The following is a 19,757-nucleotide window of genomic DNA, read 5'->3' on the forward strand; positions in this document are numbered from 1 at the left end:
TTTAGTGCCAGCTTCACTTGCTACTGTTAAACGCAAGATTCAGTCAACCAAGAGCACGCGTCAGATTACCTCTGCCATGCAAATGGTTTCTACGGCTAAGCTTAACCAGATTCAGCACCATACTAAGGCTTATGAGGCCTATGCTGCTACGGTTCGTGAAGTCCTGTCCAGCATGGTCAAATCTCACAGTACGACGGATGCTGATAGTAAAGATCAGTTCACGTCGCTGTTTGACAAACGACCAGTACAGCAGACTGGCATCTTAGTTATTACATCTGACCGGGGATTGGTAGGAAGCTACAACAGCAACGTTATCAAAGAAACCCTGGAAACGATGAAAAAACACCATTTGAATAAAGACAACACGGTTTTCCTGACGATTGGACGAACCGGGACCGAGTTCTTTAAGAAACGCGGTATGAACGTTGTTTATGAGTACACTGGTGTTAGTGACGTGCCAACGTACAAAGAAGTCCGTGGGATCGTTAAGACCACGGTACAAATGTACAATGACGGAGTATTTGACGAACTTTTCCTGTCATATAATCACTACGTCAACCGGATTACGTCACACGTTCGGGTTCAAAAGATGATGCCAGTGTCAGAAGATTCAATGACCGACGATCAGCCGGCCGTAAGTGAAGAATCTGCTGACAAGACGCGGATTTCGCCTGAATTCGAATTCGAACCTTCCGCCAACGATATCGTTTCGGTAATCGTTTCGCAATACGCGGAAAGTTTGGTTTATGGAGCGATTTTGGATGCCAAGACGTCTGAACACTCCTCAAGTGCCAATGCAATGAGCTCTGCTTCCGACAATGCTGATGAGATCATTTCGGATTTGGAGCTTCAATACAACCGGGCACGGCAAGCTGCCATTACCACGGAAATTACTGAAATTACCGGTGGTATGACGGCCCAAGAATAATCATTCTAGTAAGTAGGAGGAAACAGCATGAGTGCTACTGGTAAAGTTGTACAGGTTATCGGTCCAGTTGTCGATGTTGAATTCCCCTTGGACGACAAGCTGCCAGAAATCAATGACGCGCTGAAGATCGATAAAGGCGATGGCACGACGCTGACTACTGAAGTTTCCCTTGAACTGGGTGACGGTGTGGTACGGACGGTTGCCATGGACGGTACCGATGGTCTGCAACGTGGCATGAAGGTCGAAAACACGGGCGCTTCAATCAGCGTTCCAGTTGGTGACGACACTCTGGGTCGAGTTTTCAATGTCCTTGGTGAACCAATCGACAATGGTCCAGAATTCGGCCCAGATGCCAAGCGGATGCCAATTCACCGTGAAGCACCTAAGTACGAAGATTTGAACAACACTACGGAAATTTTGGAAACGGGGATCAAGGTTATCGATCTGCTTGCTCCATACGTTCGTGGTGGTAAGATTGGTCTTTTCGGTGGTGCCGGTGTCGGCAAGACCGTCTTGATTCAAGAATTGATCCACAACATTGCTCAAGGCCACAATGGGATTTCCGTATTTACCGGTGTTGGTGAACGGACCCGTGAAGGTAATGACATGTACTTCGAAATGAAGGCTTCTGGGGTTCTGAGCAAGACGGCCATGGTCTATGGTCAAATGAACGAACCACCTGGTGCCCGGATGCGGGTTGCCTTGACTGGTTTGACGATCGCGGAATACTTCCGTGACGTAAAGGGCCAAGACGTGCTGCTGTTTATCGACAACATCTTCCGGTTTACTCAAGCCGGTTCAGAAGTTTCAGCCTTGCTGGGACGGATTCCATCTGCCGTTGGTTATCAGCCAACGCTGGCTACTGAAATGGGTCAGCTGCAGGAACGGATTACTTCGACTAAGAAGGGTTCCATTACGTCGATTCAAGCCGTTTATGTTCCTGCCGATGACTACACCGACCCTGCTCCAGCAACGACTTTTGCCCACTTGGATGCCACGACCAACCTGGAACGTCGGCTGACGCAAATGGGTATCTACCCAGCCGTTGATCCATTGGCTTCAACGTCAACTGCATTGACGCCTGAAGTCGTTGGTAAGGAACACTATGAAGTAGCTACGCGGGTACAGCATGTCCTGCAGCGTTACCGTGAATTACAAGACATCATCGCCATCTTGGGGATGGATGAACTTTCGGATGAAGAAAAGACGATTGTTGCTCGGGCACGGCGGATTCAATTCTTCCTGTCACAAAGCTTCAACGTTGCTTCACAATTTACGGGGATGCCAGGTCGTTATGTTCCATTGAAAGACACGATCAAAGGCTTCAAGGAAATCCTTGATGGTAAGTACGATGATCTGCCGGAAGATGCTTTCCGTCTGGTCGGTCCAATCGAGGATGTTGTTGAAAAAGCTAAGCAGATGAAAGCTGATGCCGAAAAAGCTGAAAACTAGGAGGGATGATCATGGCTGATAGTACTTTTAAGGTCACCATTATCACTCCTGATGGCACCGTCTATGAGAACAAAGACGCTACGATGCTGGTTATGGATACGCGTGGCGGTCAAATGGGGATCATGGCGAACCACGTGCCCCTGGTTGCAGCGCTGCAGATCAGTGCCTTGCGCGTCAAGCACAACTCCGCTAAAGACGATGTGATCGCCGTTAACGGTGGTTTCATGGAATTCAATGAAAATGCTGCGACAGTGGTTGCTGACAGTGCTGAACTGCCAACGACGATTGACGTAGCCCGGGCTGAAAAAGCCAAAGAACGCTCTGAAAAGTGGGTTGAAGAAGCTAAGCAAAAGCACAGTAAAAATGAGCTTGCGCGTGCTGAAGTTCACCTGCGCCGAGCAATCAACCGACTCAACGTTTCACAGATGCGTTGATTTGGTTGGCCAAAACGTCATGCCGATTACAGGCATGGCGTTTTTTAATTTCTTGTAAACATTGACCAGCAGTTAGAAGGCTTAGCATAGAATATGTTAATATGATTAATGATTGCTTATTGGGGGGAGTTTAATGGAACTGACAGGTCTGCAGGCTTTGATTACGATCGTAATACAATTGGGCTTTATTTGGATTGCCTTTTATGCACTACAGGGACTTCATATGGAACGTTGGTTTCGGCGTCCGCCTAAAACGCTGCCATTGCTGATGGTGCTTTTGGCAACCGCGCTTGGCTACTTGAATGCCAGCTTTTTATTGACGGTTCTAAAAGCAATTCGTAATCTGATTTATTTGGCACAATAAATCAATGTTGGAGGAAAACCAAATGAAAAAAATCCTGATTCAAGGAGGGCAGCGTCTACGTGGGAGCGTTGCTGTTGCGGGGTCAACTGCCCTGGCACTGACGGCACAGATTGCGGCGCTTTTGGCATCAACTGGTGAGCTTAAGCTGGCTAACGTTGCTGATACGATGACTGTCGATACGATGAATGAACGCTTACGAAAGCTGGACTTGGCTGTCACTGTCAATAAGCCGACTCATCAGCTCATTATCCAATCTCAAGCAAAACTTACGGCTGACGACCTAACGGCAATTACTTCCGCAAAGGTTGCCTCATTGATGATTGGTCCGCTGCTGGCCCGCACTGGCAGTGTCAGATTAAACAAAGATCAGGTGCCAGATGAGATTATTGCCGATCTAAGATGCTTAGGAGCTGATGTCTCGTTAAATGATGAAGCTTTAGCGATCAAAGCAGGCCGCTTAAAGGGAAGTCATTTAAAGCTGGCAGATAGCAACTGCCTGAGTACTCAGAGCCTGATCATGGCTGCGGTCCTTGCTGATGGAATTACGGTAATTGAAAATGCAGCCTGTGATTTTGAGGTCATTGTCCTGGCCAATCTTTTAAACAAGATGGGGGCGCGGGTGCATGGCGCCGGAACGAAAATCGTAAGGGTACAAGGCGTGACGTTTCTGCATGGCTGTGACTATGAGATTGCCGGCGACTATCTGGAAGCAACGGCACTGATGCTGGCTGCTGCAATAACTAATGGCGATGTGATTGTAGAAAACGTTCATCTGCAAAGCGTTCAAGGCGTGATTAATCAGCTTGAACGGATGGGATGTACCGTAGTCGTCCAGCAAAATGGCGTTCGAGTTTTAGGAACGGCAGTTTTGCTGCCAGCTGATCCACAAAGTCTTTTTCCCAGCGCCATGTACCCTGAGCTTGCAATTCTACAGCTGTTGGCTAATGGTAAAAGCAGCAATGCAGTCATGGATCAAAGACTGCTTGATCAATTGCAGAAAATGCAGGCTGGTGTTCAAGAAACTGCCGGTGAATTGATTTTAAATGGTCCAGCCAAGCTTAGCGGCATCAAGGTCGGGGCTTTTGATGCCAGCAGTGCACTGACGCTGACCCTGGCTGGCTTGGCGGCTAAAGGACTAACGATCGTAGAAAACGGCGCTTATCTTGGTGATGAGTTTGAAGCCTTGCCTGCCAAGCTGCAAAGTCTGGGGGCCAGTCTGCAGTTAAAGGACTTTGAATCGGCTTCAAAATCATTAACAAAATTTAAGTAAGGCAGATTATTATCAATTCAGCGGTTGAAGACTGGTTGTGGTATAATATCGTTCGAATTGAGTAAAAATCGGAAGGAGAAAAACATGGCTAAGGATATCGGAATTGACCTTGGAACAGCCAATGTTCTGATTTACGTACAAGGAAAGGGTATCGTATTAAACGAACCATCCGTAGTGGCGATTGATACACGCACTAATAAGGTTCTGGCAGTCGGTTCGGAAGCCTATCGCATGGTAGGACGGACGCCAAGCAACATTCGCGCGATTCGTCCACTGAAAAACGGGGTAATTTCCGACTTTGATATGACCCAGGAAATGCTTTCTTACTTTATCAGCAAGCTTAGCGTCAAGGGCTTTATGTCAAAACCTGATATTATGATCTGTGCGCCAACCAATATTACGGAAATTGAGCGCAAGGCCATCATTCAAGCTGCTGAACAGTCGGGTGGCGGCAAGGTTTACCTGGAGTATGAGCCAAAGGTAGCTGCAATCGGTGCTGGACTTGATATCTTCAAGCCCCGTGGCAATATGGTAATCGATATGGGGGGCGGTACCAGTGATATTGCCGTGCTTTCTTTGGGTGATATCGTAGCCAGCGAGTCGGTTCGCTTGGCTGGTGACCAGTTAAACAGTGACATTGCTGAATACATCAAAGAGCATCATGGCTTAATTATTGGTGAGCATACTGCCGAACGCATCAAGATTAAATTGGGAACGGCACAAAAAGTGGACGATCCACAGACGATGGAAGTACGTGGTCGTGATGTTGCCAGCGGGATGCCAAAGCAGATTGAAACCAATGAAAATGAAATCGCGGATGCATTGCATGACACTTTAGAGCAGATCGTTCGAGCATCAGTTGCCGTACTTGAAACCGTACCACCAGAGCTTGCCAGCGATATTATCGATCGCGGCATCATGCTGACAGGTGGGACGGCAATGCTTCACGGTATCGATAAGCTGTTTAGTGATCGCTTAAAGGTACCAGTAGTCGTTTCACAAGACCCACTGGACAACGTTGCCAAGGGTGCTGGTGAGCTGCTGGAACGCATGCAGTCTGATAGCGGTAAAAATCGTAAATAGATTAAGCAATGTTTAGGAAAATAGTGATCATGCTGATTAAAGGTTATCAGCGCGGCATTTCTTCACGTCGTCCCTATCGTGTGTGTCGCTATGAGCCAACCTGCTCGCAGTATATGCTGGAGGCCGTTCAGCGGTTTGGACTTAAAGGAGTTTTAATGGGCAGTGCCAGGATTTTACGCTGCCATCCTTGGGCCCACGGTGGTTTCGATCCAGTGCCGGATCACTTTACAATCCGACGAACACATCATAGACAAGGGTGAAAACGTGTCAAAAAAAGAAAAGACGGTTGCCGTTAGCGTCAAAGATATTGAACGCAATGGCCAGCCGGTAGAACAGATTTTTGTTGGAAAGCGACTGATCGGTGAGGTCGTGGCTGATAAGGAACGCTTCAAGGCAATCCTCCTCAAAGGCGAACAGGCATTTTACGTTCGCTCACAAGAAGAAGGGCTGGAAACGATCCTTCAGCAGTATCATCTTCACCAAGGTTGATTGGTGGATAAAAGGGGTTGGGGAAAAGCCCGAGCCCTTTTTAGTTTTAATAAGGAGAAATTTTAATGCAACGATCGCAAAATGATAATGAATCGCGGATTGACTGGGGCATTATCTTCTGTGTGCTTTTGTTGGCGTTGATTGGACTGGCTTCAATCTATGTTGCGGCCAGCAATGATAAGACCCCGACCAGCATCACGCGTCAAGTAGTATCGCAATTGATTTGGTATATCATTGGGACGATCATGATTATCGTTATCATGCAGTTTGACGCCGAACAGCTCTGGAAAATCGCGCCAATCGTCTATTGGCTCGGAATCTTCTTGATGTTTGCCATCCTGGTCTTTTATAGTCGATCGTACTACGCCAGTACAGGTGCCAAGAGCTGGTTTGCCATTGGTCCGTTCACTTTTCAGCCTTCAGAAGTCATGAAACCGGCCTATATATTAATGATGGGCCGCGTGATCACGACTCATAACAGTCAATACAGTACCCATACCGTTGAATCGGACTGGCGCTTGATTGGCAAGATGCTGCTGTGGCTGATGCCGATTATGATCTCGCTGCACTTTCAAAACGACTTTGGGACTTCGCTGGTCTTCTTTGCTATTTTCTGTGGTATGGTCTTGGTAGGTGGCGTAACTTGGCGGATTATTGCCCCAGTTGCTACGGTTTTGATCGTTGTTGGCGGTTCGGCGCTGGCAATGGTTACCAGTACGACTGGTCGACGAATTTTAGAGCATATAGGCTTTCAAGCATACCAGTTTGAACGGGTTGATACCTGGCTGAATCCTCAAGCTGATACGACCAACCAAGGCTACCAGCTCTGGCAAAGCATTAAGGCGGTCGGCAGCGGTGGAATTACCGGGACGGGCTTTAACCACACGCATGTTTATGTACCGGTGCGTGAATCTGATATGATTTTTTCGGTTATCGGTGAAAACTTTGGCTTTATTGGCGGCGTCTTGCTGATTTTACTTTATCTGCTGCTGATCTATCTGATGATTCGGGTAACGTTTGATACCAAAAATGAGTTCTATGCCTATATTTCAACCGGGGTTATTATGATGATCCTTTTCCACGTTTTTGAAAACATTGGAATGAATATCGGTCTTTTGCCATTGACTGGGATTCCTTTGCCATTTATCAGTGCTGGTGGCTCGTCTTTGATCGGAAATCTGATTGGGATTGGAATGGTCATGTCGATGAGGTATCATCATCATTCCTACATGTTCAGCAACAATCAAGAATTTCATTAGGGGTGATGTAAGATGGAACAGCCATGGTGGATTGATCATCAAGCCCGTGATCTGGTCGCAGTTGGCTTAAAAAAATCAGCACTGCAGGAATTAGGCCAACTGAATTTTATTGATGTAGCATTGGTGGGAACCCAGCTTAAAACCAATGACAGTCTGGCTACGATCGAAGGACAGAAAATGATCGTCGATTTAAAAAGTCCGCTTGACGGTGTGATTGTCGCCGTTAATCCAGCATTGGAAGGCTGGGTGGCTGCTGACAGTGACGATGGTCAGTGGCTGATTAAGGTTCAGCCATTTAGCTGAGTAAATTTCTCTGATTGCTGAGACCGGCATTGAAAGCCGGTCTCAGCTTTTTTATGAAATTTATGAAAAAAAGTGTTGACGTAAATTAAAATTGCATTATAATAACTACATAATCAATTAATCGAACGAACAAATTCAAACATATCGAAAAGTAGAGTAGATTGTGGCGCGTGCTCAGAGAGTTTCCGGTTGGTGCGAGGAAATTCGTTAAGCAGTCGAAGATGGGCTTGGAATGGTACTGGCGATATTTAGCCGGTAACGGGGTTGCAGCCGTTATCAATGCAAGGTGATTTTTTTAAGTCACCTACTGAGGCTTAATTTGCGAGAATTAGGCAAAAAAAGGTGGTACCGCGAAACACTCGTCCTTTTTATAAGGATGAGTGTTTTTTGTTTGTTTTGATTAATGATCAAACAATTGGCTGCCGGCAGGCTGTTGTTTTAAAAAGCTATTATTAAAAGGGATTATTTAATTGAGGATTGAGAGGAGACATCATTATGAACAAGCGTAAGAAAAAGACATTAATCTGGGTCGTTGTTGCATTGGTAGTCGTTATTGCTGGGATCTTCAGCTTTGGCAATTTTGGCAAGCAAAAGGAACAAACCGTAACGGTCGGGGTCGTTTCACCATCTAAGCAGGATGAGGCCGTTTGGAATCAGGTTAAAAAGACGGCCAAGAGCAAATACAATGTTGATATTAAGCTTAAGACGTTTACTGACTACAACCAGCCAAACAAGGCTCTGCAAAGCGGCAGCATCGATCTGAACGCTTTCCAGCACAAAGCTTTCCTGGATGCATGGAACAAGGCTAACAAAGGCTCCTTGGTTTCAATTGGCAAGACCTTCATCACGCCAATTCACCTCTACTCCAACAACTACAAGAGCGTTAAGAGTCTGCCAGACGGTGCTACGATTGCCGTTCCAAACGATGCATCAAACGAAAGCCGGGCACTGTACGTTTTGCAGAGTGCAGGACTGATTACCTTAAAGAAGAACACGAACTCTTTGGCAACGATCAACTCAATTGCCAAGAACCCAAAGAACCTGAAGATTAAAGAAGTTGCTGCCGACCAAGCAGCACGGACGCTGGACAGTGTTGACGCAGCAGTCGTTAACACCAACTACGCTGTGGCTGCTAAGCTTTCAATTAAGAAGTCCATCTTTACTGAACCAGTCAACAAGGATTCTGAACAATGGATCAACTTGATCGCTGCTCGTAAGAAGGACCGCGACAAGGAAGCCTACAAAGATGTTGTAAAGGCATACCAAACGGAAAAGGTTAAGAAGGTCATCAACGAACAATACAAAGGTCTGGAAAAGCCAGCTTGGGACATTAAGCTGAAGTAATTTCCACCAGATAGAAGGAGAAGAGATATATGGGGACAAACATTATTGATTTGGAACACATCGACGTTACGTTCCAGACTGGCAAAAACGAAACTGTTCAAGCCGTTAAGGATGTCACCCTGCAAGTCGAAAAAGGCGACATCTATGGGGTAGTTGGCTACTCGGGTGCCGGCAAGTCAACGCTGGTTCGCACGATCAACCTGCTGCAAAAGCCAACTGCAGGCAAGATCACGGTTGAAGGCGAAGTGCTGTTTGCTGATCACAAGCAGCAGATCAGCAACGCAAAACTGCAGGAAAAGCGACGCAACATCGGAATGATCTTTCAGCATTTCAATCTGCTGAACGAAACGACGGTGCTCGACAATGTCATGTTTGCCCTCAAGCACAGCAAGCTCAGTGATGACGAGGTCGAACAAAAGTCATTGAAACTCTTGGATCTGGTCGGCTTAAAGGATAAGGCCGATGCCTATCCAGTTCAGCTTTCCGGTGGCGAGCAGCAGCGGGTTGCCATTGCCCGGGCATTGGCCAATGATCCAGAAATTTTGATTTCTGACGAGGCAACCTCGGCGCTGGACCCTCGCAATACCAACCAGATTTTAGACCTGCTCAAGGATCTAAATGAAAAGCTTGGTCTTACAATCATCTTGATTACTCACGAAATGGATGCCGTTAAGCGTGTTGCCAACAAGATTGCGGTAATGCAGCATGGGGTGATCATTGAAAAAGGCGAGCTGCGGCAAGTCTTCTTGCGGCCACAGCAGGAACTGACGCGTCAATTTGTCGGTGGTTCACTGGCGGCCATGGATACGCTGCGCTCAATGAACCTAGGGACGCTTGATGATGATGAAGAGTTATATCAGCTGGTCTACAGCGGCGATTCAGTTGCTGAGCCACTGATTATCGGACTTTACCGGGCAACCGGCGTCGAAGCCAGCATGATCTATGGCAACGTTGAGGTATTAGGCAACGTGCCAATCGGGATGCTGTTTGTGATCGTAAAGGGAACGCCTGATCAAAGAGAGGCAGCCGTAAAGTTCTTTAAGGATCGAGACGTTGAAGTAACCAAGATTGATGATCGGGGGATTTGGCATGACTGAGTTTTTTGCAAAATATTTTCCTAATGTTGTCCAACTCGGCTGGAGCGGCGACAGTGGCTGGGGTACCTCAATTGGTCAAACGCTGTATATGACGTTTTGGCCAGCTGTCTTTGGTGGAATCCTCGGTGTGTTGTTCGGCGTGATTCTGGTAGTCGCAAAACCCGGCGGCATTATGGAGAATAAGACGCTGTTTAGTATTTCTGACAAGATCGTTTCATTGTTCCGGGCCATTCCATTTATCATTTTGTTGGCCTTCATTGCTCCGTTTACGCAATTGATCGTTGGTACGCAGATTGGGACGACGGCAGCTTTGGTACCATTGTCCTTGGGATTCTTCCCATTTTATGCGCGTCAAGTGCAGGTTGCGTTAGAAAGCGTGAATTATGGTAAGATCGAGGCTGCGCAGGCGATCGGCGCTACTAATACTGATATCATCTTCGAAGTCTACTTGCGTGAAGCACGTTCTGAATTGGTGCGGGTGACTACGGTTTCATTGATCAGTCTGGTTGGTCTCACGGCCATGGCTGGTGCGGTTGGTGCCGGTGGTCTTGGTAATACGGCCATTGCATATGGATACGATCGTTTCTGCAACGACATTACAATCGTGGCGACCTTGCTGGTATTGCTGCTGGTGATTATCATTCAACTGGTTGGTGACGTTTTGGCAAAGGCCGTTAACCACCAAAACCGTTAATTTGATTAGATTATGGAAACGGCTTTTTGGGGCCGTTTCTTTTTTTCGAGGTGTTGAACAATGGATAAGGAAAAGCAAGCAAAAATTTTAAAAGATCTGATTCATATCAACTCGGTAAACGGCAATGAGCTTGATGTTGCCGACTACTTAGCACGACTATTTGCTCAGTATGGCATGGATGCTAAGGTGGATGCGTTTGGCGAGCGGCGGGCCAATCTGATCGTTGAGTTTGGACAGGGCAATACTGATCGGGTCTTGGGAATTACTGGTCATATGGATACGGTCGCCGTGGGTAATCGTGCTAACTGGCATCATGATCCATTTGGTGCTGAAAGCCAGGGAGATCGACTCTTTGGCCGTGGCGCCGCGGACATGAAAAGCGGATTGGCTGCGCAGGCAATTGCTTTGATTGAGCTTAAGGAAAGCGGCTGGCAGCCTGATGGCAAGATCCGTTTGATTGCAACGGCTGGCGAGGAATATGGAACACCAGGCGCCAATCGTTTGGAGAAGAAAGGCATTGCTAAAGATCTGAGTGCCTTGATCGTAGGTGAGCCAACGGGCGGCAATATCGTTTATGCCACGTCGGGAAGCTATAACTATCAAGTAGTCTGCAAGGGCCGCTCAGCACACAGCTCCATGCCTGAACGCGGGATCAATGCCGTCAGCGGTCTGGCTCGTTTTATCGAACTGGAGGCCAGCTTATTTGATAACGTGCCGCTGGATCAGTACCTAGGCAGCGTTAAGCATTCAATTACGATTTTAAAAGCAGGCGATCAGGTCAATACGATTCCTGATCGTGCCGAACTGCGCGGCAATCTTCGACCAACGCGTGCGTTTGATAATGAAAGGGTTACGCAGCGGCTTGGGCAGGCGATTGACTATCTAAATCAGACTACGGATTATGAATTGACGCTCAATATCTTAAATGATTGGTGGCCGATTGCAACTGATCCACAAAGCGATTTGGTAAAACTGGCCTTAAAGGCAGCTAGCGACAGCTATGCCAATCAACCAGAGCTGACGATCATCAATGGAGCTACCGATGCCAGCGTGTTTGTCAAGCATCGTGCTGATCTGCCGGTTGTCGTGTTGGGTGCTGATGAATGGTCGCGGGCGCATCAGATTGATGAGTATACGACCTGGTCGAGCTATTTTGCCACGATTAATGCCTACCGTACCATCATGCATGATTTCTTTGGCTAGCTAAAAGACTGGAAGACCTTCATGTTGGATCATGAAGGTCTTTTTATTGTGATAAAATTAAATAATTACCAAAAAGGGGGATGCCTATGACTGAATCAATTGCCAGTCTAAAAGAACAACTGATTGAGCTGCATCAGCGCGTTGATAATGCCGAGATCTTTCAATCACTGTATCAGCGAGTTGGCGAACTGATTGAAAAGGTTCCCAGCCAAAAGCGAACCAGCTATGAACCGCCTGCTGACGACCGACGCTATCTAAAAAACGAAATGTCTGCAATTGAGCTGCAGATACTTGAAAAAGAGCCGCTTGACCAGGCACAAAAAAACAGTTTATTTTATCATCTGGCTTCGGTTGATCGATTGGCCAGAGAAGGCTCAAGGCAGGCAATCAATGATTTATTGGGACATGAGATGGTCAGTGCTGAAGAGGTCGCGCGTTGGACAGACTATGTGTTGCAAGACGATATCTTATATGCGCATGTCTTGGAGCCTAAAAATCAGGCTGTTTTTATGCGGGCTTCAGCAGTCAACATGCTGCATTCTTTTTTAATGGCTGATCGGTTCGGCTATTTTTTTCTGACTGAAGAAAAGCTGCAGGAGGTAATTGATAAGGTTGCACTCTTAGTCTTGCTGGAAAAAGATACCAGAGGCTTTATCGGCAGACGCGGCTGGGCACATATGTTTTTTGAACTGACCAATATTTTTAAGGAAATGACGGAACGCACGGATCTTTTAAGAGGCGACCATATTTTTATGATGACCGTTTTAGTGGAACGCTATCGTCGGTTGCGCACGCCGCTGGAAATGGGCGAGCAAAATGAGATTGCGGAGTATTTAGTCTCTCTGCTCAAGCGTCATCGTCTGTACCAGGATTATTTTTTGATGGAATTAAAAGATTGGCGCGCTTGGCTGAAGCAGCAGTCAGACGTTGATAACGAGGGAGATTGGCATCTGTTTTTCAACTATCAGCGCTTGATGACGGCCCTGCTGGTTGACAAAGATCTGCCGCCTAAGGTTATGGCTGAGATCATTGAACAGGAGATTTAGTTGTCAACGTTTACAGATAGTGTTATACTGTAGTTTCTAATAAAAACGGTTTAAGTACATTTAAAATTAGATAGGTGGTATTTTACATGACGAACAAAAAGCTGCACGTAGCATTGCTGTTCGGGGGCAATTCTTCGGAACACGATGTCTCTAAACGGAGCGCTCACAATGTATTTGACGCGATGGACAAGAACAAATATGACGTCAGCCTGTTTATGTTCACCAAAGATGGAATTCTGCTGAACAATGAATACTCACAGCGGATCTTTGACGGCGAACCAGAAGATGCCGTAGTCAAGGAAGCTTATGCCAATATGGATCTTGATGCGCCACTCGCACCAATTCAAGCATTGAGCACGGTTAAGCAGATCGATTTCTTCATTCCGGTTATTCACGGTAACTTAGGTGAGGATGGTACGGTCCAGGGGCTGTTCCGTCTGTTGAAGAAGCCATATATTGGTTCAGGAATTGCTGCCAGTGCCATGTCGTTTGACAAGGATCTGACCAAGAAGATCATTACGCAAGCTGGAATCCGCAATACGCCATACATTCTGCTGACGCCAGAAAATCGCGATCAGTACGACTGGCATGCCATCCAAGAAGAACTTGGCGATCTGGTATTCGTTAAGCCAGCCAAGCAAGGTTCTTCAGTCGGAATTCATAAAGTTGAAAACGAGGCTGAATTAAAGGCTGCTCTTGATGATGCCTTTAAGTATGACTTTAAGGTCTTGGTTGAGCAGGGGATTGATCACCCTCGTGAAATTGAAATCTCAATTCTTGGTAATGAGCATCCAATCGCTTCTAAGCTTGGCGGTATCCGCGTACCAAGCGATGACCCATTCTACGACTATGAAAATAAATTTGTCGATGCCAGTGGCGTGGTCTTTGATCTGCCGGTAATCCTGCCAGACGACCTGACGCAGGAAATTACCGATATGGCACTGAAAGCTTACAAGGCACTTGGCATGAAGGGACTTTGCCGAATTGACTTCCTGGTTGACCAAAACAATGTTCCATACTTGAGTGAGCCGAATACGCTGCCAGGTTTCACCAACATCAGTCTTTATCCGCAGATGTGGGAAGTTTCTGGCATTAAGTACTCAGATTTAATTGATCGCCTGATTAAGCTGGGCCTGGAAGAATTTGAACGGCAAGAACAGATTAAGTATGATTTCCAGTCGCTTGGTGAAGAAAAGGTCGGTAAAAAAGAATACCACTAAAATAAGCAATTAAGATGATTAATAACAACCTCCAGAGCTGCCAGCCAGTTTTGGAGGTTTTATATTTGGCAAACTATTTATAATTGTCTAATTATTGATAAATTTATGATAAAATAATCATACACATATTTATATTGGTTAATTGGTTTTACTATACATATTAAGAAGGAACATTAGATGAAGCTTCGTGGGGATATCTTTAAGCAGATTCGGCGCAAACGGGGACTGTCACAGACGGCATTAGCGGAAGGAATCTGTACGCAGGCAACGATTAGCCTGATGGAAAAACAAAATCGAATTCCTAAAATGAATATTTTGACTGCACTTTGTTCGCGGTTGGATATTTCGGCAAATGAGATTATTGAAAATGATGACGTTTCAATGACGGCAACTTTTGATCAGATTGGCCGTCTGTTGGCAGAAAGACAGTTTGAAGATGCCCAGACTGCCTTGCAGATGATCAAGGTCAAAAATCTGCAAAATGAATTTGATAAGCAGCGCTACTATTATTTGCTAGGGATGCTGCAGGTACAAAATCATCAATTTGATGAAGCAATCTTTAACTTTGAATTGGTTCTGACGCAATTTTCGACCGCTAGTGCCAATATTTATCTGGCGATGACCACGATTGGCATGGCGATGGCCTATGAAAAGATCGGCAGTCAAAGTCGAGCGCTGAGGTTGGTTGAAAGGGCAATGCGCTTGATTGATGAAAAAAAACTGACTGGTGGCCAGCTGCAGTGGATCGTAGTCTATGAATACATATCTGGCTTGTATCTGGCACTGGGGCAGCCGCAGTTGTCACTCAATGCGGCGCAGCGCGGTATTGAAATCTGTCGGCAGATGCGCTCGATGTTTCTGCTTGATCGCTATTATCTGCATGCCGGCAAGGCGCAGCTGGCACTGGCCAATCAGGCGGTGGGCAAACAGGATTTAGAGATTGCTCACAGTTTGGCGCTGGTTGGTCAGCATCCTGAACTGGTTAAGGAATCAATGAAGGCCTTAGCAATGGCTTAAAAATATACATACAAAAAAGCGTTGACTGAAATTTCAGTCAACGCTTTTAATTATGCTTTAGCGCTTTTTTGGAACTGGAATTGGTTGGTTGTCTAAATCGGTACGAACGACTAAGACATCACAGATTGCAGTCCGAGTAACAAATTCAGTAACCGAGCCAATCAAGATCCGCTCAACGGCATTTAAACCAGTAGCACCGATCATAATCAGGTCAGCGTGCATTTCTTTTGGCACTTCGCGGGCAATGATCGTCTTAGGCGCGCCGTATTCAATCGTGTAGCTGACATTGGCAACGCCTTGCTTTTTAGCGTAGTCAACGTATTGATCCAGCGTCTTCTTGGCAGTCGTGGTTACTTGTTCAACCATTGAGCTGTCGAAACTGGAGATGTTTTGGAAAGCACGAGTGTCAACGACATGCAGCAGGCGCAATTCCGTATCAGCGCCATTCCGTTTAGCAACAGCAACAGCTTTCTTAAAAGCCAGTTCAGCTTCCTTTGATCCATCTACAGGAACCAAAATGTGTTGGTATTGTTGAGTCATATCAAGTACCCCCTTAATGCTTAAGCTTCTTTGTTTATTTATATTTTACAACATTGTAAAGGCTTTCGCAAAAAAATGTTTAAAAATTAATGCTTTTTGAACACTAACGAACTGGTTGCCAGCGCCATGGCCATGTCAGCCAGGCAGCCAATTACCAATACGGTTGCTACCAAGCCAATATGATCAGAGAAGAATGCGGCAATCAGACTTACGATGCCCCAGATCAGCAGCAGCCAGCCCCAGATGCTGCAGTGACGAAGACTGCGCTCAGTAGCGGCCTGGCCAAAGATACCGGTCTTGCGGTGACTTAATAGATACCAGCTTTCAATCAGCATGATCGCGGCAAAAACAATCATCAAAACAGTAATCAAAAAAATCAAAACTCCTTTCTCTGCCAAGGTACCATAAAAGCGGGACTGAAACCAGTAATGCTTTCAATCCCGCTTTATTATGATATGTATCGGCTCCGTTCATGCCGTTAATTGTCTTTCAGTGTTGACCTGTGGATAAGACAGGTGGGCCATGGCCGACAAAGCTTCGACTACCAAGTGAGAAGGCATGTCGTTACAGTGTCGTGGCACTAGTCCCAAAGTAACGAAACTGTAAGGCAAGACTGCGAATTAGACAACACGCACACTACAGAACCTCTATTAGTATGTTAGCATTTTTTTTAAATAGGTGCAATCGTTTTCAACTTCTTGGCTGGCGTTGGGCCTTCAACAGCCGCCGATACTGAATTCCCAGGGCTTTTTCAAATTCACCGTTTGGCTTTGGATGATAATACTCATCATTTTTGATTTTATCTGGCAGATACTGCTGGCGAACCCAGTCTTGTGGAAAATCATGCGGATATTGGTAGTCGACGCCATGGCCAAGTTTTTTTGCACCTTGGTAGTGGGCGTCTTTTAGCCAATTAGGGATTTCGCCGAAGCTGCCTTGATCAATACGCTCTAAAGCAGCATCAATGGCTTGAATACCAGAATTTGACTTGGGCGACAGCGCCAGTTCAATTACGGTATCGGCCAAGGGAATGCGAGCTTCAGGCAGACCAATTTTTTCAGCTGCCTGAATTGCCGTGATGGCTCGCTGAACGGCTGGCGGGTTTGCCAGACCAATATCCTCATAGGCAATTACGGTCAAGCGACGGGCAATGCTTGGCAGATCACCAGCGGCAATCAGCCGTGCCAAATAATGAAGTGCGGCGTCAACATCACTGCCGCGAATCGATTTTTGAAAAGCAGAGATGACGTTATAGTGGGCATCGCCATCCTTATCGGCAGCCAGTGCTTTTTTCTGGACGCATTCCTCAATAATCGGCAGGGTTAGATGAATCTTACCGTCTTGAGCTGGATCGGTTGACTTGGCGGCCAGCTCCAATCCGTTTAGCGCACTGCGCAGATCGCCGTTGACTGCGCGAATCAGCTGCTGACGAGCATTGTCGGCAAGCTCCAGCGGCATTTTCCCCAGGCCCCGCTCCTGGTCGGCAAGGGCGCGATCAATGGCCAGGCTGATGTCTTTTTCGGTTAAGGGGTAGACTGGAAAAATCTGAGTACGACTGCGAATAGCTGGATTAATCGACAGATACGGATTCTCAGTCGTGGCACCAATTAAGATGATGTGGCCGTTTTCTAAATGAGGCAGCAAAAAATCCTGCTTGGTTTTATCAAGGCGGTGAATCTCATCAAGCAGCAGAATCACGGTTCCGCTCATTTTGGCTTCTTCGGCGACAATCTGCAGGTCTTTTTTAGAATCGGTGGCGGCATTCAACATGCGAAAGGCATACTTGGTTGATCCGGCGATAGCACTGGCGATACTCGTTTTGCCAGTGCCAGGTGGACCGTACAGAATCATTGAGCTGAGCATTTTGGCCTTAACCATGCGATTGATGATCTTGCCAGGACCAACCAGATGCTGCTGACCAACGACTTCGTTTAGATTGCGCGGCCGCATACGATAGGCTAATGGCTGCAAAAAACAAGGCCTCCTTTGTTTTATCTAGAATGAAACAGCCGCTGCCAAAAGCCTTGTTTAGCTGGCGACTTGACTTGAGAAACTGGATTTGACAGATTTGGATAGCGTTTCGCAACATCAACTGGCGACTGATAGACTGCGGTTTTAGCCGCTACTACGACCGCCAGCTTTTCAGGAGCCGTTGAAAATTCCGGATCCGTTTTTAAAGTGAAGCTGGCATGTTCTTGAACGGCTGCTCGCATATACGGACGCAGCTGCTCATCATCTAGATTGCCATTTAAAAAGACCAGCTTGCCGATCCCTTTTTTTAACTCCAATCGTAGGGCATCAGACCAGTCACGCTCGCCAAGCTGAGCCACGCTGATCGTCAGGCAGACTCGCTCACGAAAAGTTCCCAGATAGCGTCTTTGCTCATCGGGATTGATTTTAGGCGTACCATAGACTGCATTTTGCAGCCGCTGATCAACTGCACTTTTTTCTTCGTTAGCCATGCATAACCCTCCGTAAGTAGTTTCTCCTATTGTATCATTGATTAATCCTGAATAATAAAAAAACGCCACTGCATTAAGCAATGGCGAAGATCATCCTAGTCTTTGACGATTTGGCAGAATTCAATAGTCTCAGCATTTGGTCCTTCAATGTTGAAGAACTTGATGCCATGCTGCCAAAAGTCGAGATGCTGAACTTTATCTTCTTTCATCTTAAAGCCGGCTGCCTTGGCTGCTTTAAAGGCGGCATCGGCATCAGAAGTATTTAAAGAGATATGGTTGATCGCACCGGTTTGGCGAACGGCACCATCACCAGTCCAGATCTCTAGAGTCAGGTGAGCGTATTGCATAAAGACAACCTCATTGCCTTGGTCGTCAGTATCAAAATTGCCCAGCATCTTGAACCCGAGCTTTTCCCAAAAGGCAACCGTTTTTTGCAGATCGTCGGTTGGAATGCCAATGTGCTGCAGATCATCGAAGTAGCCAGCTAAACTTTTGTTGAATGCCATAATTTTTCTCCTTTAATCAAAACTGCTGTTAATAAAAGTGAAGAGTCTAAACATCTAAGGCTTGATGCTTGAGCTTAGGGAAGATAATTCGATCGGCAAGCCCAGTAATGCCGCCTTGGAAGAGCAGCGCGAAAATCGTTCCAAGACCAAAGTTTGCCAGCCCCATTCTAGGCAGAGCCAGCAGAGCCATAATCGTTGGCGGAATATAGGATGCCCACATTGATAAGGTTGCATTGCCCTTGAAATAACGAAAACGCAGAATCTGGAATAAATCATCGGCCGGGTGCAGGACCAGATTTACTCGCTGATAGATTGAAATGGCCACTCCAATTAAAGTAACGCCCAAGAAATTGATCAGAACATACAGAACTACCATTGGCAAAGAATGAGCATCGGGCATAATCCGGTTGAAAATATCGGAAAACCATTGAATAAAGATTGAAAACGGCAGCATAAACATGAAATTGCCAAAAATTCGTTTCCATTCCCATTTATGCATCAGAATTGCGTTTAAGGCTGCGGTTAGCATTCCCAGAACCATGAATGCCCAAAACAGTGTCATTGAATTATTCCCCAGGACGGCAATGCCAAGGTTGTTTTCAGCCGCCGTCCAATAAGCGGATCCTAAAAACTGTGGATGAATATGTGAACTGGTAACCAGAGTCAAAACGTTTCCCATCGAGTTGATAACGATCGATAGGGCGAAGTAGGCGATGCTGACTGGCATTGAAATAGTGCGCTTTGGTACCGCGGTGACATTTTTTGAGCTTGCTTGTTCCAAATTAATTCCCTTCTTCCTGACAAGATCACGTCTTAAAAATTGGTGATAGACTTCACTTGCCACGATAAAGATACCCCCAGTAACTATCGATGTCAACCGGTTGACAGAATTTAGAATGATAAAAACTGTCTCAAAATCAGTTTACGAAAGCGATTTCTTTGTTGCTGTAATCAGATAGTGGGAATTAATCGGTTTGGCAGCTGTTTTTTTAATTTTTTTCGTGAATTTGTTGTTTGATTCACAGGCTTTTGACAGTCCTGACTTG

Annotated in this window: 23 protein-coding genes, 1 other RNA gene and 1 other annotated feature; of the genes, 17 read left to right on the forward strand and 7 right to left on the reverse strand. The window is 46.2% G+C overall.

What is annotated here, in order from left to right; all coding sequences use genetic code 11:
• Positions 1-4: 4 nt before the first annotated feature.
• The 17 genes from FC47_RS02580 to FC47_RS02655 all read left to right on the forward strand — a co-directional run bounded on the left by FC47_RS02580 (position 5) and on the right by FC47_RS02655 (position 15,203).
• Positions 5-928, forward strand: coding sequence for a F0F1 ATP synthase subunit gamma (locus tag FC47_RS02580; protein ID WP_006500287.1), 924 nt, complete (start codon positions 5-7; stop codon positions 926-928).
• A gap of 27 nt (positions 929-955) precedes the next feature.
• Positions 956-2,380, forward strand: coding sequence for a F0F1 ATP synthase subunit beta (atpD, locus tag FC47_RS02585; protein ID WP_006500286.1), 1,425 nt, complete (start codon positions 956-958; stop codon positions 2,378-2,380).
• 11 nt (positions 2,381-2,391) lie between these two features.
• Positions 2,392-2,814, forward strand: a complete 423-nt coding sequence (locus tag FC47_RS02590; RefSeq protein WP_033934403.1) for a F0F1 ATP synthase subunit epsilon — start codon at positions 2,392-2,394, stop codon at positions 2,812-2,814.
• Positions 2,815-2,947: 133 nt separating this feature from the next.
• Positions 2,948-3,178 (forward strand): DUF1146 family protein, encoded by a 231-nt coding sequence (locus FC47_RS02595; RefSeq protein WP_006500284.1) that lies wholly within the window; start codon positions 2,948-2,950, stop codon positions 3,176-3,178.
• Positions 3,179-3,200: 22 nt separating this feature from the next.
• Entirely contained in the window at positions 3,201-4,448 is a 1,248-nt protein-coding gene (locus tag FC47_RS02600) for a UDP-N-acetylglucosamine 1-carboxyvinyltransferase (protein WP_045025453.1), read from the forward strand.
• An 84-nt stretch (positions 4,449-4,532) separates the two neighbouring features.
• Positions 4,533-5,531, forward strand: a complete 999-nt coding sequence (gene mreB, locus FC47_RS02605) for a rod shape-determining protein (RefSeq protein ID WP_006500282.1) — start codon at positions 4,533-4,535, stop codon at positions 5,529-5,531.
• Positions 5,532-5,539: 8 nt separating this feature from the next.
• Positions 5,540-5,791 carry a membrane protein insertion efficiency factor YidD gene (yidD, locus tag FC47_RS10380; RefSeq protein ID WP_074504706.1) on the forward strand — a complete coding sequence of 84 codons (252 nt, stop codon included), beginning with the start codon at positions 5,540-5,542 and terminating at the stop codon, positions 5,789-5,791.
• Positions 5,792-5,795: 4 nt separating this feature from the next.
• Positions 5,796-6,020: a DUF2969 domain-containing protein gene (locus FC47_RS02610; protein WP_006500281.1), complete on the forward strand. Its 225-nt coding sequence runs from the start codon at positions 5,796-5,798 to the stop codon at positions 6,018-6,020.
• 65 nt (positions 6,021-6,085) lie between these two features.
• Positions 6,086-7,279, forward strand: coding sequence for an FtsW/RodA/SpoVE family cell cycle protein (locus FC47_RS02615; RefSeq protein WP_006500280.1), 1,194 nt, complete (start codon positions 6,086-6,088; stop codon positions 7,277-7,279).
• 12 nt (positions 7,280-7,291) lie between these two features.
• Positions 7,292-7,582 carry a glycine cleavage system H family protein gene (locus FC47_RS02620; RefSeq protein ID WP_006500279.1) on the forward strand — a complete coding sequence of 97 codons (291 nt, stop codon included), beginning with the start codon at positions 7,292-7,294 and terminating at the stop codon, positions 7,580-7,582.
• Positions 7,583-7,717: 135 nt separating this feature from the next.
• Positions 7,718-7,952 (forward strand) — a binding site (T-box leader).
• Positions 7,953-8,077: 125 nt separating this feature from the next.
• Entirely contained in the window at positions 8,078-8,926 is an 849-nt protein-coding gene (locus FC47_RS02625) for a MetQ/NlpA family ABC transporter substrate-binding protein (protein WP_006500277.1), read from the forward strand.
• A gap of 29 nt (positions 8,927-8,955) precedes the next feature.
• A complete protein-coding gene (locus FC47_RS02630) occupies positions 8,956-10,023 on the forward strand; it encodes a methionine ABC transporter ATP-binding protein (RefSeq protein WP_006500276.1) in 1,068 nt (355 codons plus the stop codon).
• Positions 9,998-10,717, forward strand: a complete 720-nt coding sequence (locus FC47_RS02635; RefSeq protein ID WP_080744364.1) for a methionine ABC transporter permease — start codon at positions 9,998-10,000, stop codon at positions 10,715-10,717. Before FC47_RS02630 ends, FC47_RS02635 begins: the two co-directional genes overlap by 26 nt.
• A gap of 60 nt (positions 10,718-10,777) precedes the next feature.
• A complete protein-coding gene (locus FC47_RS02640; RefSeq protein ID WP_006500274.1) occupies positions 10,778-11,920 on the forward strand; it encodes an ArgE/DapE family deacylase in 1,143 nt (380 codons plus the stop codon).
• A gap of 86 nt (positions 11,921-12,006) precedes the next feature.
• Positions 12,007-12,966 (forward strand): DUF2785 domain-containing protein, encoded by a 960-nt coding sequence (locus tag FC47_RS02645; RefSeq protein ID WP_006500273.1) that lies wholly within the window; start codon positions 12,007-12,009, stop codon positions 12,964-12,966.
• 86 nt (positions 12,967-13,052) lie between these two features.
• Positions 13,053-14,186, forward strand: coding sequence for a D-alanine--D-alanine ligase family protein (locus FC47_RS02650; protein WP_033934410.1), 1,134 nt, complete (start codon positions 13,053-13,055; stop codon positions 14,184-14,186).
• Positions 14,187-14,363: 177 nt separating this feature from the next.
• Positions 14,364-15,203 carry a helix-turn-helix domain-containing protein gene (locus tag FC47_RS02655; RefSeq protein ID WP_006500271.1) on the forward strand — a complete coding sequence of 280 codons (840 nt, stop codon included), beginning with the start codon at positions 14,364-14,366 and terminating at the stop codon, positions 15,201-15,203.
• Between the two features lie 57 nt (positions 15,204-15,260).
• Here FC47_RS02655 and FC47_RS02660 read toward each other — a convergent pair whose 3' ends face one another.
• The 7 genes from FC47_RS02660 to FC47_RS02685 all read right to left on the reverse strand — a co-directional run bounded on the left by FC47_RS02660 (position 15,261) and on the right by FC47_RS02685 (position 19,438).
• Complete coding sequence (locus tag FC47_RS02660; protein WP_006500270.1) at positions 15,261-15,743, reverse strand: universal stress protein; 483 nt, start codon at positions 15,741-15,743, stop codon at positions 15,261-15,263.
• Between the two features lie 86 nt (positions 15,744-15,829).
• Positions 15,830-16,114, reverse strand: a complete 285-nt coding sequence (locus FC47_RS02665) for a hypothetical protein (protein ID WP_146192094.1) — start codon at positions 16,112-16,114, stop codon at positions 15,830-15,832.
• A gap of 88 nt (positions 16,115-16,202) precedes the next feature.
• Positions 16,203-16,391: non-coding RNA, 6S RNA (gene ssrS / locus FC47_RS11090), on the reverse strand.
• Between the two features lie 42 nt (positions 16,392-16,433).
• Entirely contained in the window at positions 16,434-17,693 is a 1,260-nt protein-coding gene (locus FC47_RS02670) for a replication-associated recombination protein A (RefSeq protein WP_006500268.1), read from the reverse strand.
• Positions 17,694-17,734: 41 nt separating this feature from the next.
• Positions 17,735-18,205 (reverse strand): YueI family protein, encoded by a 471-nt coding sequence (locus FC47_RS02675; protein WP_006500267.1) that lies wholly within the window; start codon positions 18,203-18,205, stop codon positions 17,735-17,737.
• Positions 18,206-18,300: 95 nt separating this feature from the next.
• Positions 18,301-18,711, reverse strand: a complete 411-nt coding sequence (locus FC47_RS02680; RefSeq protein ID WP_006500266.1) for a VOC family protein — start codon at positions 18,709-18,711, stop codon at positions 18,301-18,303.
• Positions 18,712-18,757: 46 nt separating this feature from the next.
• Positions 18,758-19,438 carry a DUF6198 family protein gene (locus FC47_RS02685; RefSeq protein ID WP_006500265.1) on the reverse strand — a complete coding sequence of 227 codons (681 nt, stop codon included), beginning with the start codon at positions 19,436-19,438 and terminating at the stop codon, positions 18,758-18,760.
• Positions 19,439-19,757: the final 319 nt, after the last annotated feature.

This window comes from Limosilactobacillus mucosae DSM 13345 (assembly GCF_001436025.1).
GTDB classification, from domain to species: domain Bacteria; phylum Bacillota; class Bacilli; order Lactobacillales; family Lactobacillaceae; genus Limosilactobacillus; species Limosilactobacillus mucosae.

Coding starts and splice junctions, on each gene's coding strand:
- atpD (WP_006500286.1), top strand. CDS start 956: ATGAGTGCTACTGGTAAAGTTGTACAGGTTATCGGTCCAGTTGTCGAT.
- FC47_RS02590 (WP_033934403.1), top strand. CDS start 2,392: ATGGCTGATAGTACTTTTAAGGTCACCATTATCACTCCTGATGGCACC.
- FC47_RS02595 (WP_006500284.1), top strand. CDS start 2,948: ATGGAACTGACAGGTCTGCAGGCTTTGATTACGATCGTAATACAATTG.
- FC47_RS02600 (WP_045025453.1), top strand. CDS start 3,201: ATGAAAAAAATCCTGATTCAAGGAGGGCAGCGTCTACGTGGGAGCGTT.
- mreB (WP_006500282.1), top strand. CDS start 4,533: ATGGCTAAGGATATCGGAATTGACCTTGGAACAGCCAATGTTCTGATT.
- yidD (WP_074504706.1), top strand. CDS start 5,540: ATGTTTAGGAAAATAGTGATCATGCTGATTAAAGGTTATCAGCGCGGC.
- FC47_RS02615 (WP_006500280.1), top strand. CDS start 6,086: ATGCAACGATCGCAAAATGATAATGAATCGCGGATTGACTGGGGCATT.
- FC47_RS02620 (WP_006500279.1), top strand. CDS start 7,292: ATGGAACAGCCATGGTGGATTGATCATCAAGCCCGTGATCTGGTCGCA.
- FC47_RS02625 (WP_006500277.1), top strand. CDS start 8,078: ATGAACAAGCGTAAGAAAAAGACATTAATCTGGGTCGTTGTTGCATTG.
- FC47_RS02630 (WP_006500276.1), top strand. CDS start 8,956: ATGGGGACAAACATTATTGATTTGGAACACATCGACGTTACGTTCCAG.
- FC47_RS02635 (WP_080744364.1), top strand. CDS start 9,998: ATGATCGGGGGATTTGGCATGACTGAGTTTTTTGCAAAATATTTTCCT.
- FC47_RS02640 (WP_006500274.1), top strand. CDS start 10,778: ATGGATAAGGAAAAGCAAGCAAAAATTTTAAAAGATCTGATTCATATC.
- FC47_RS02645 (WP_006500273.1), top strand. CDS start 12,007: ATGACTGAATCAATTGCCAGTCTAAAAGAACAACTGATTGAGCTGCAT.
- FC47_RS02650 (WP_033934410.1), top strand. CDS start 13,053: ATGACGAACAAAAAGCTGCACGTAGCATTGCTGTTCGGGGGCAATTCT.
- FC47_RS02655 (WP_006500271.1), top strand. CDS start 14,364: ATGAAGCTTCGTGGGGATATCTTTAAGCAGATTCGGCGCAAACGGGGA.
- FC47_RS02660 (WP_006500270.1), bottom strand. CDS start 15,743: ATGACTCAACAATACCAACACATTTTGGTTCCTGTAGATGGATCAAAG.
- FC47_RS02670 (WP_006500268.1), bottom strand. CDS start 17,693: ATGCGGCCGCGCAATCTAAACGAAGTCGTTGGTCAGCAGCATCTGGTT.
- FC47_RS02675 (WP_006500267.1), bottom strand. CDS start 18,205: ATGGCTAACGAAGAAAAAAGTGCAGTTGATCAGCGGCTGCAAAATGCA.
- FC47_RS02680 (WP_006500266.1), bottom strand. CDS start 18,711: ATGGCATTCAACAAAAGTTTAGCTGGCTACTTCGATGATCTGCAGCAC.
- FC47_RS02685 (WP_006500265.1), bottom strand. CDS start 19,438: ATGCCAGTCAGCATCGCCTACTTCGCCCTATCGATCGTTATCAACTCG.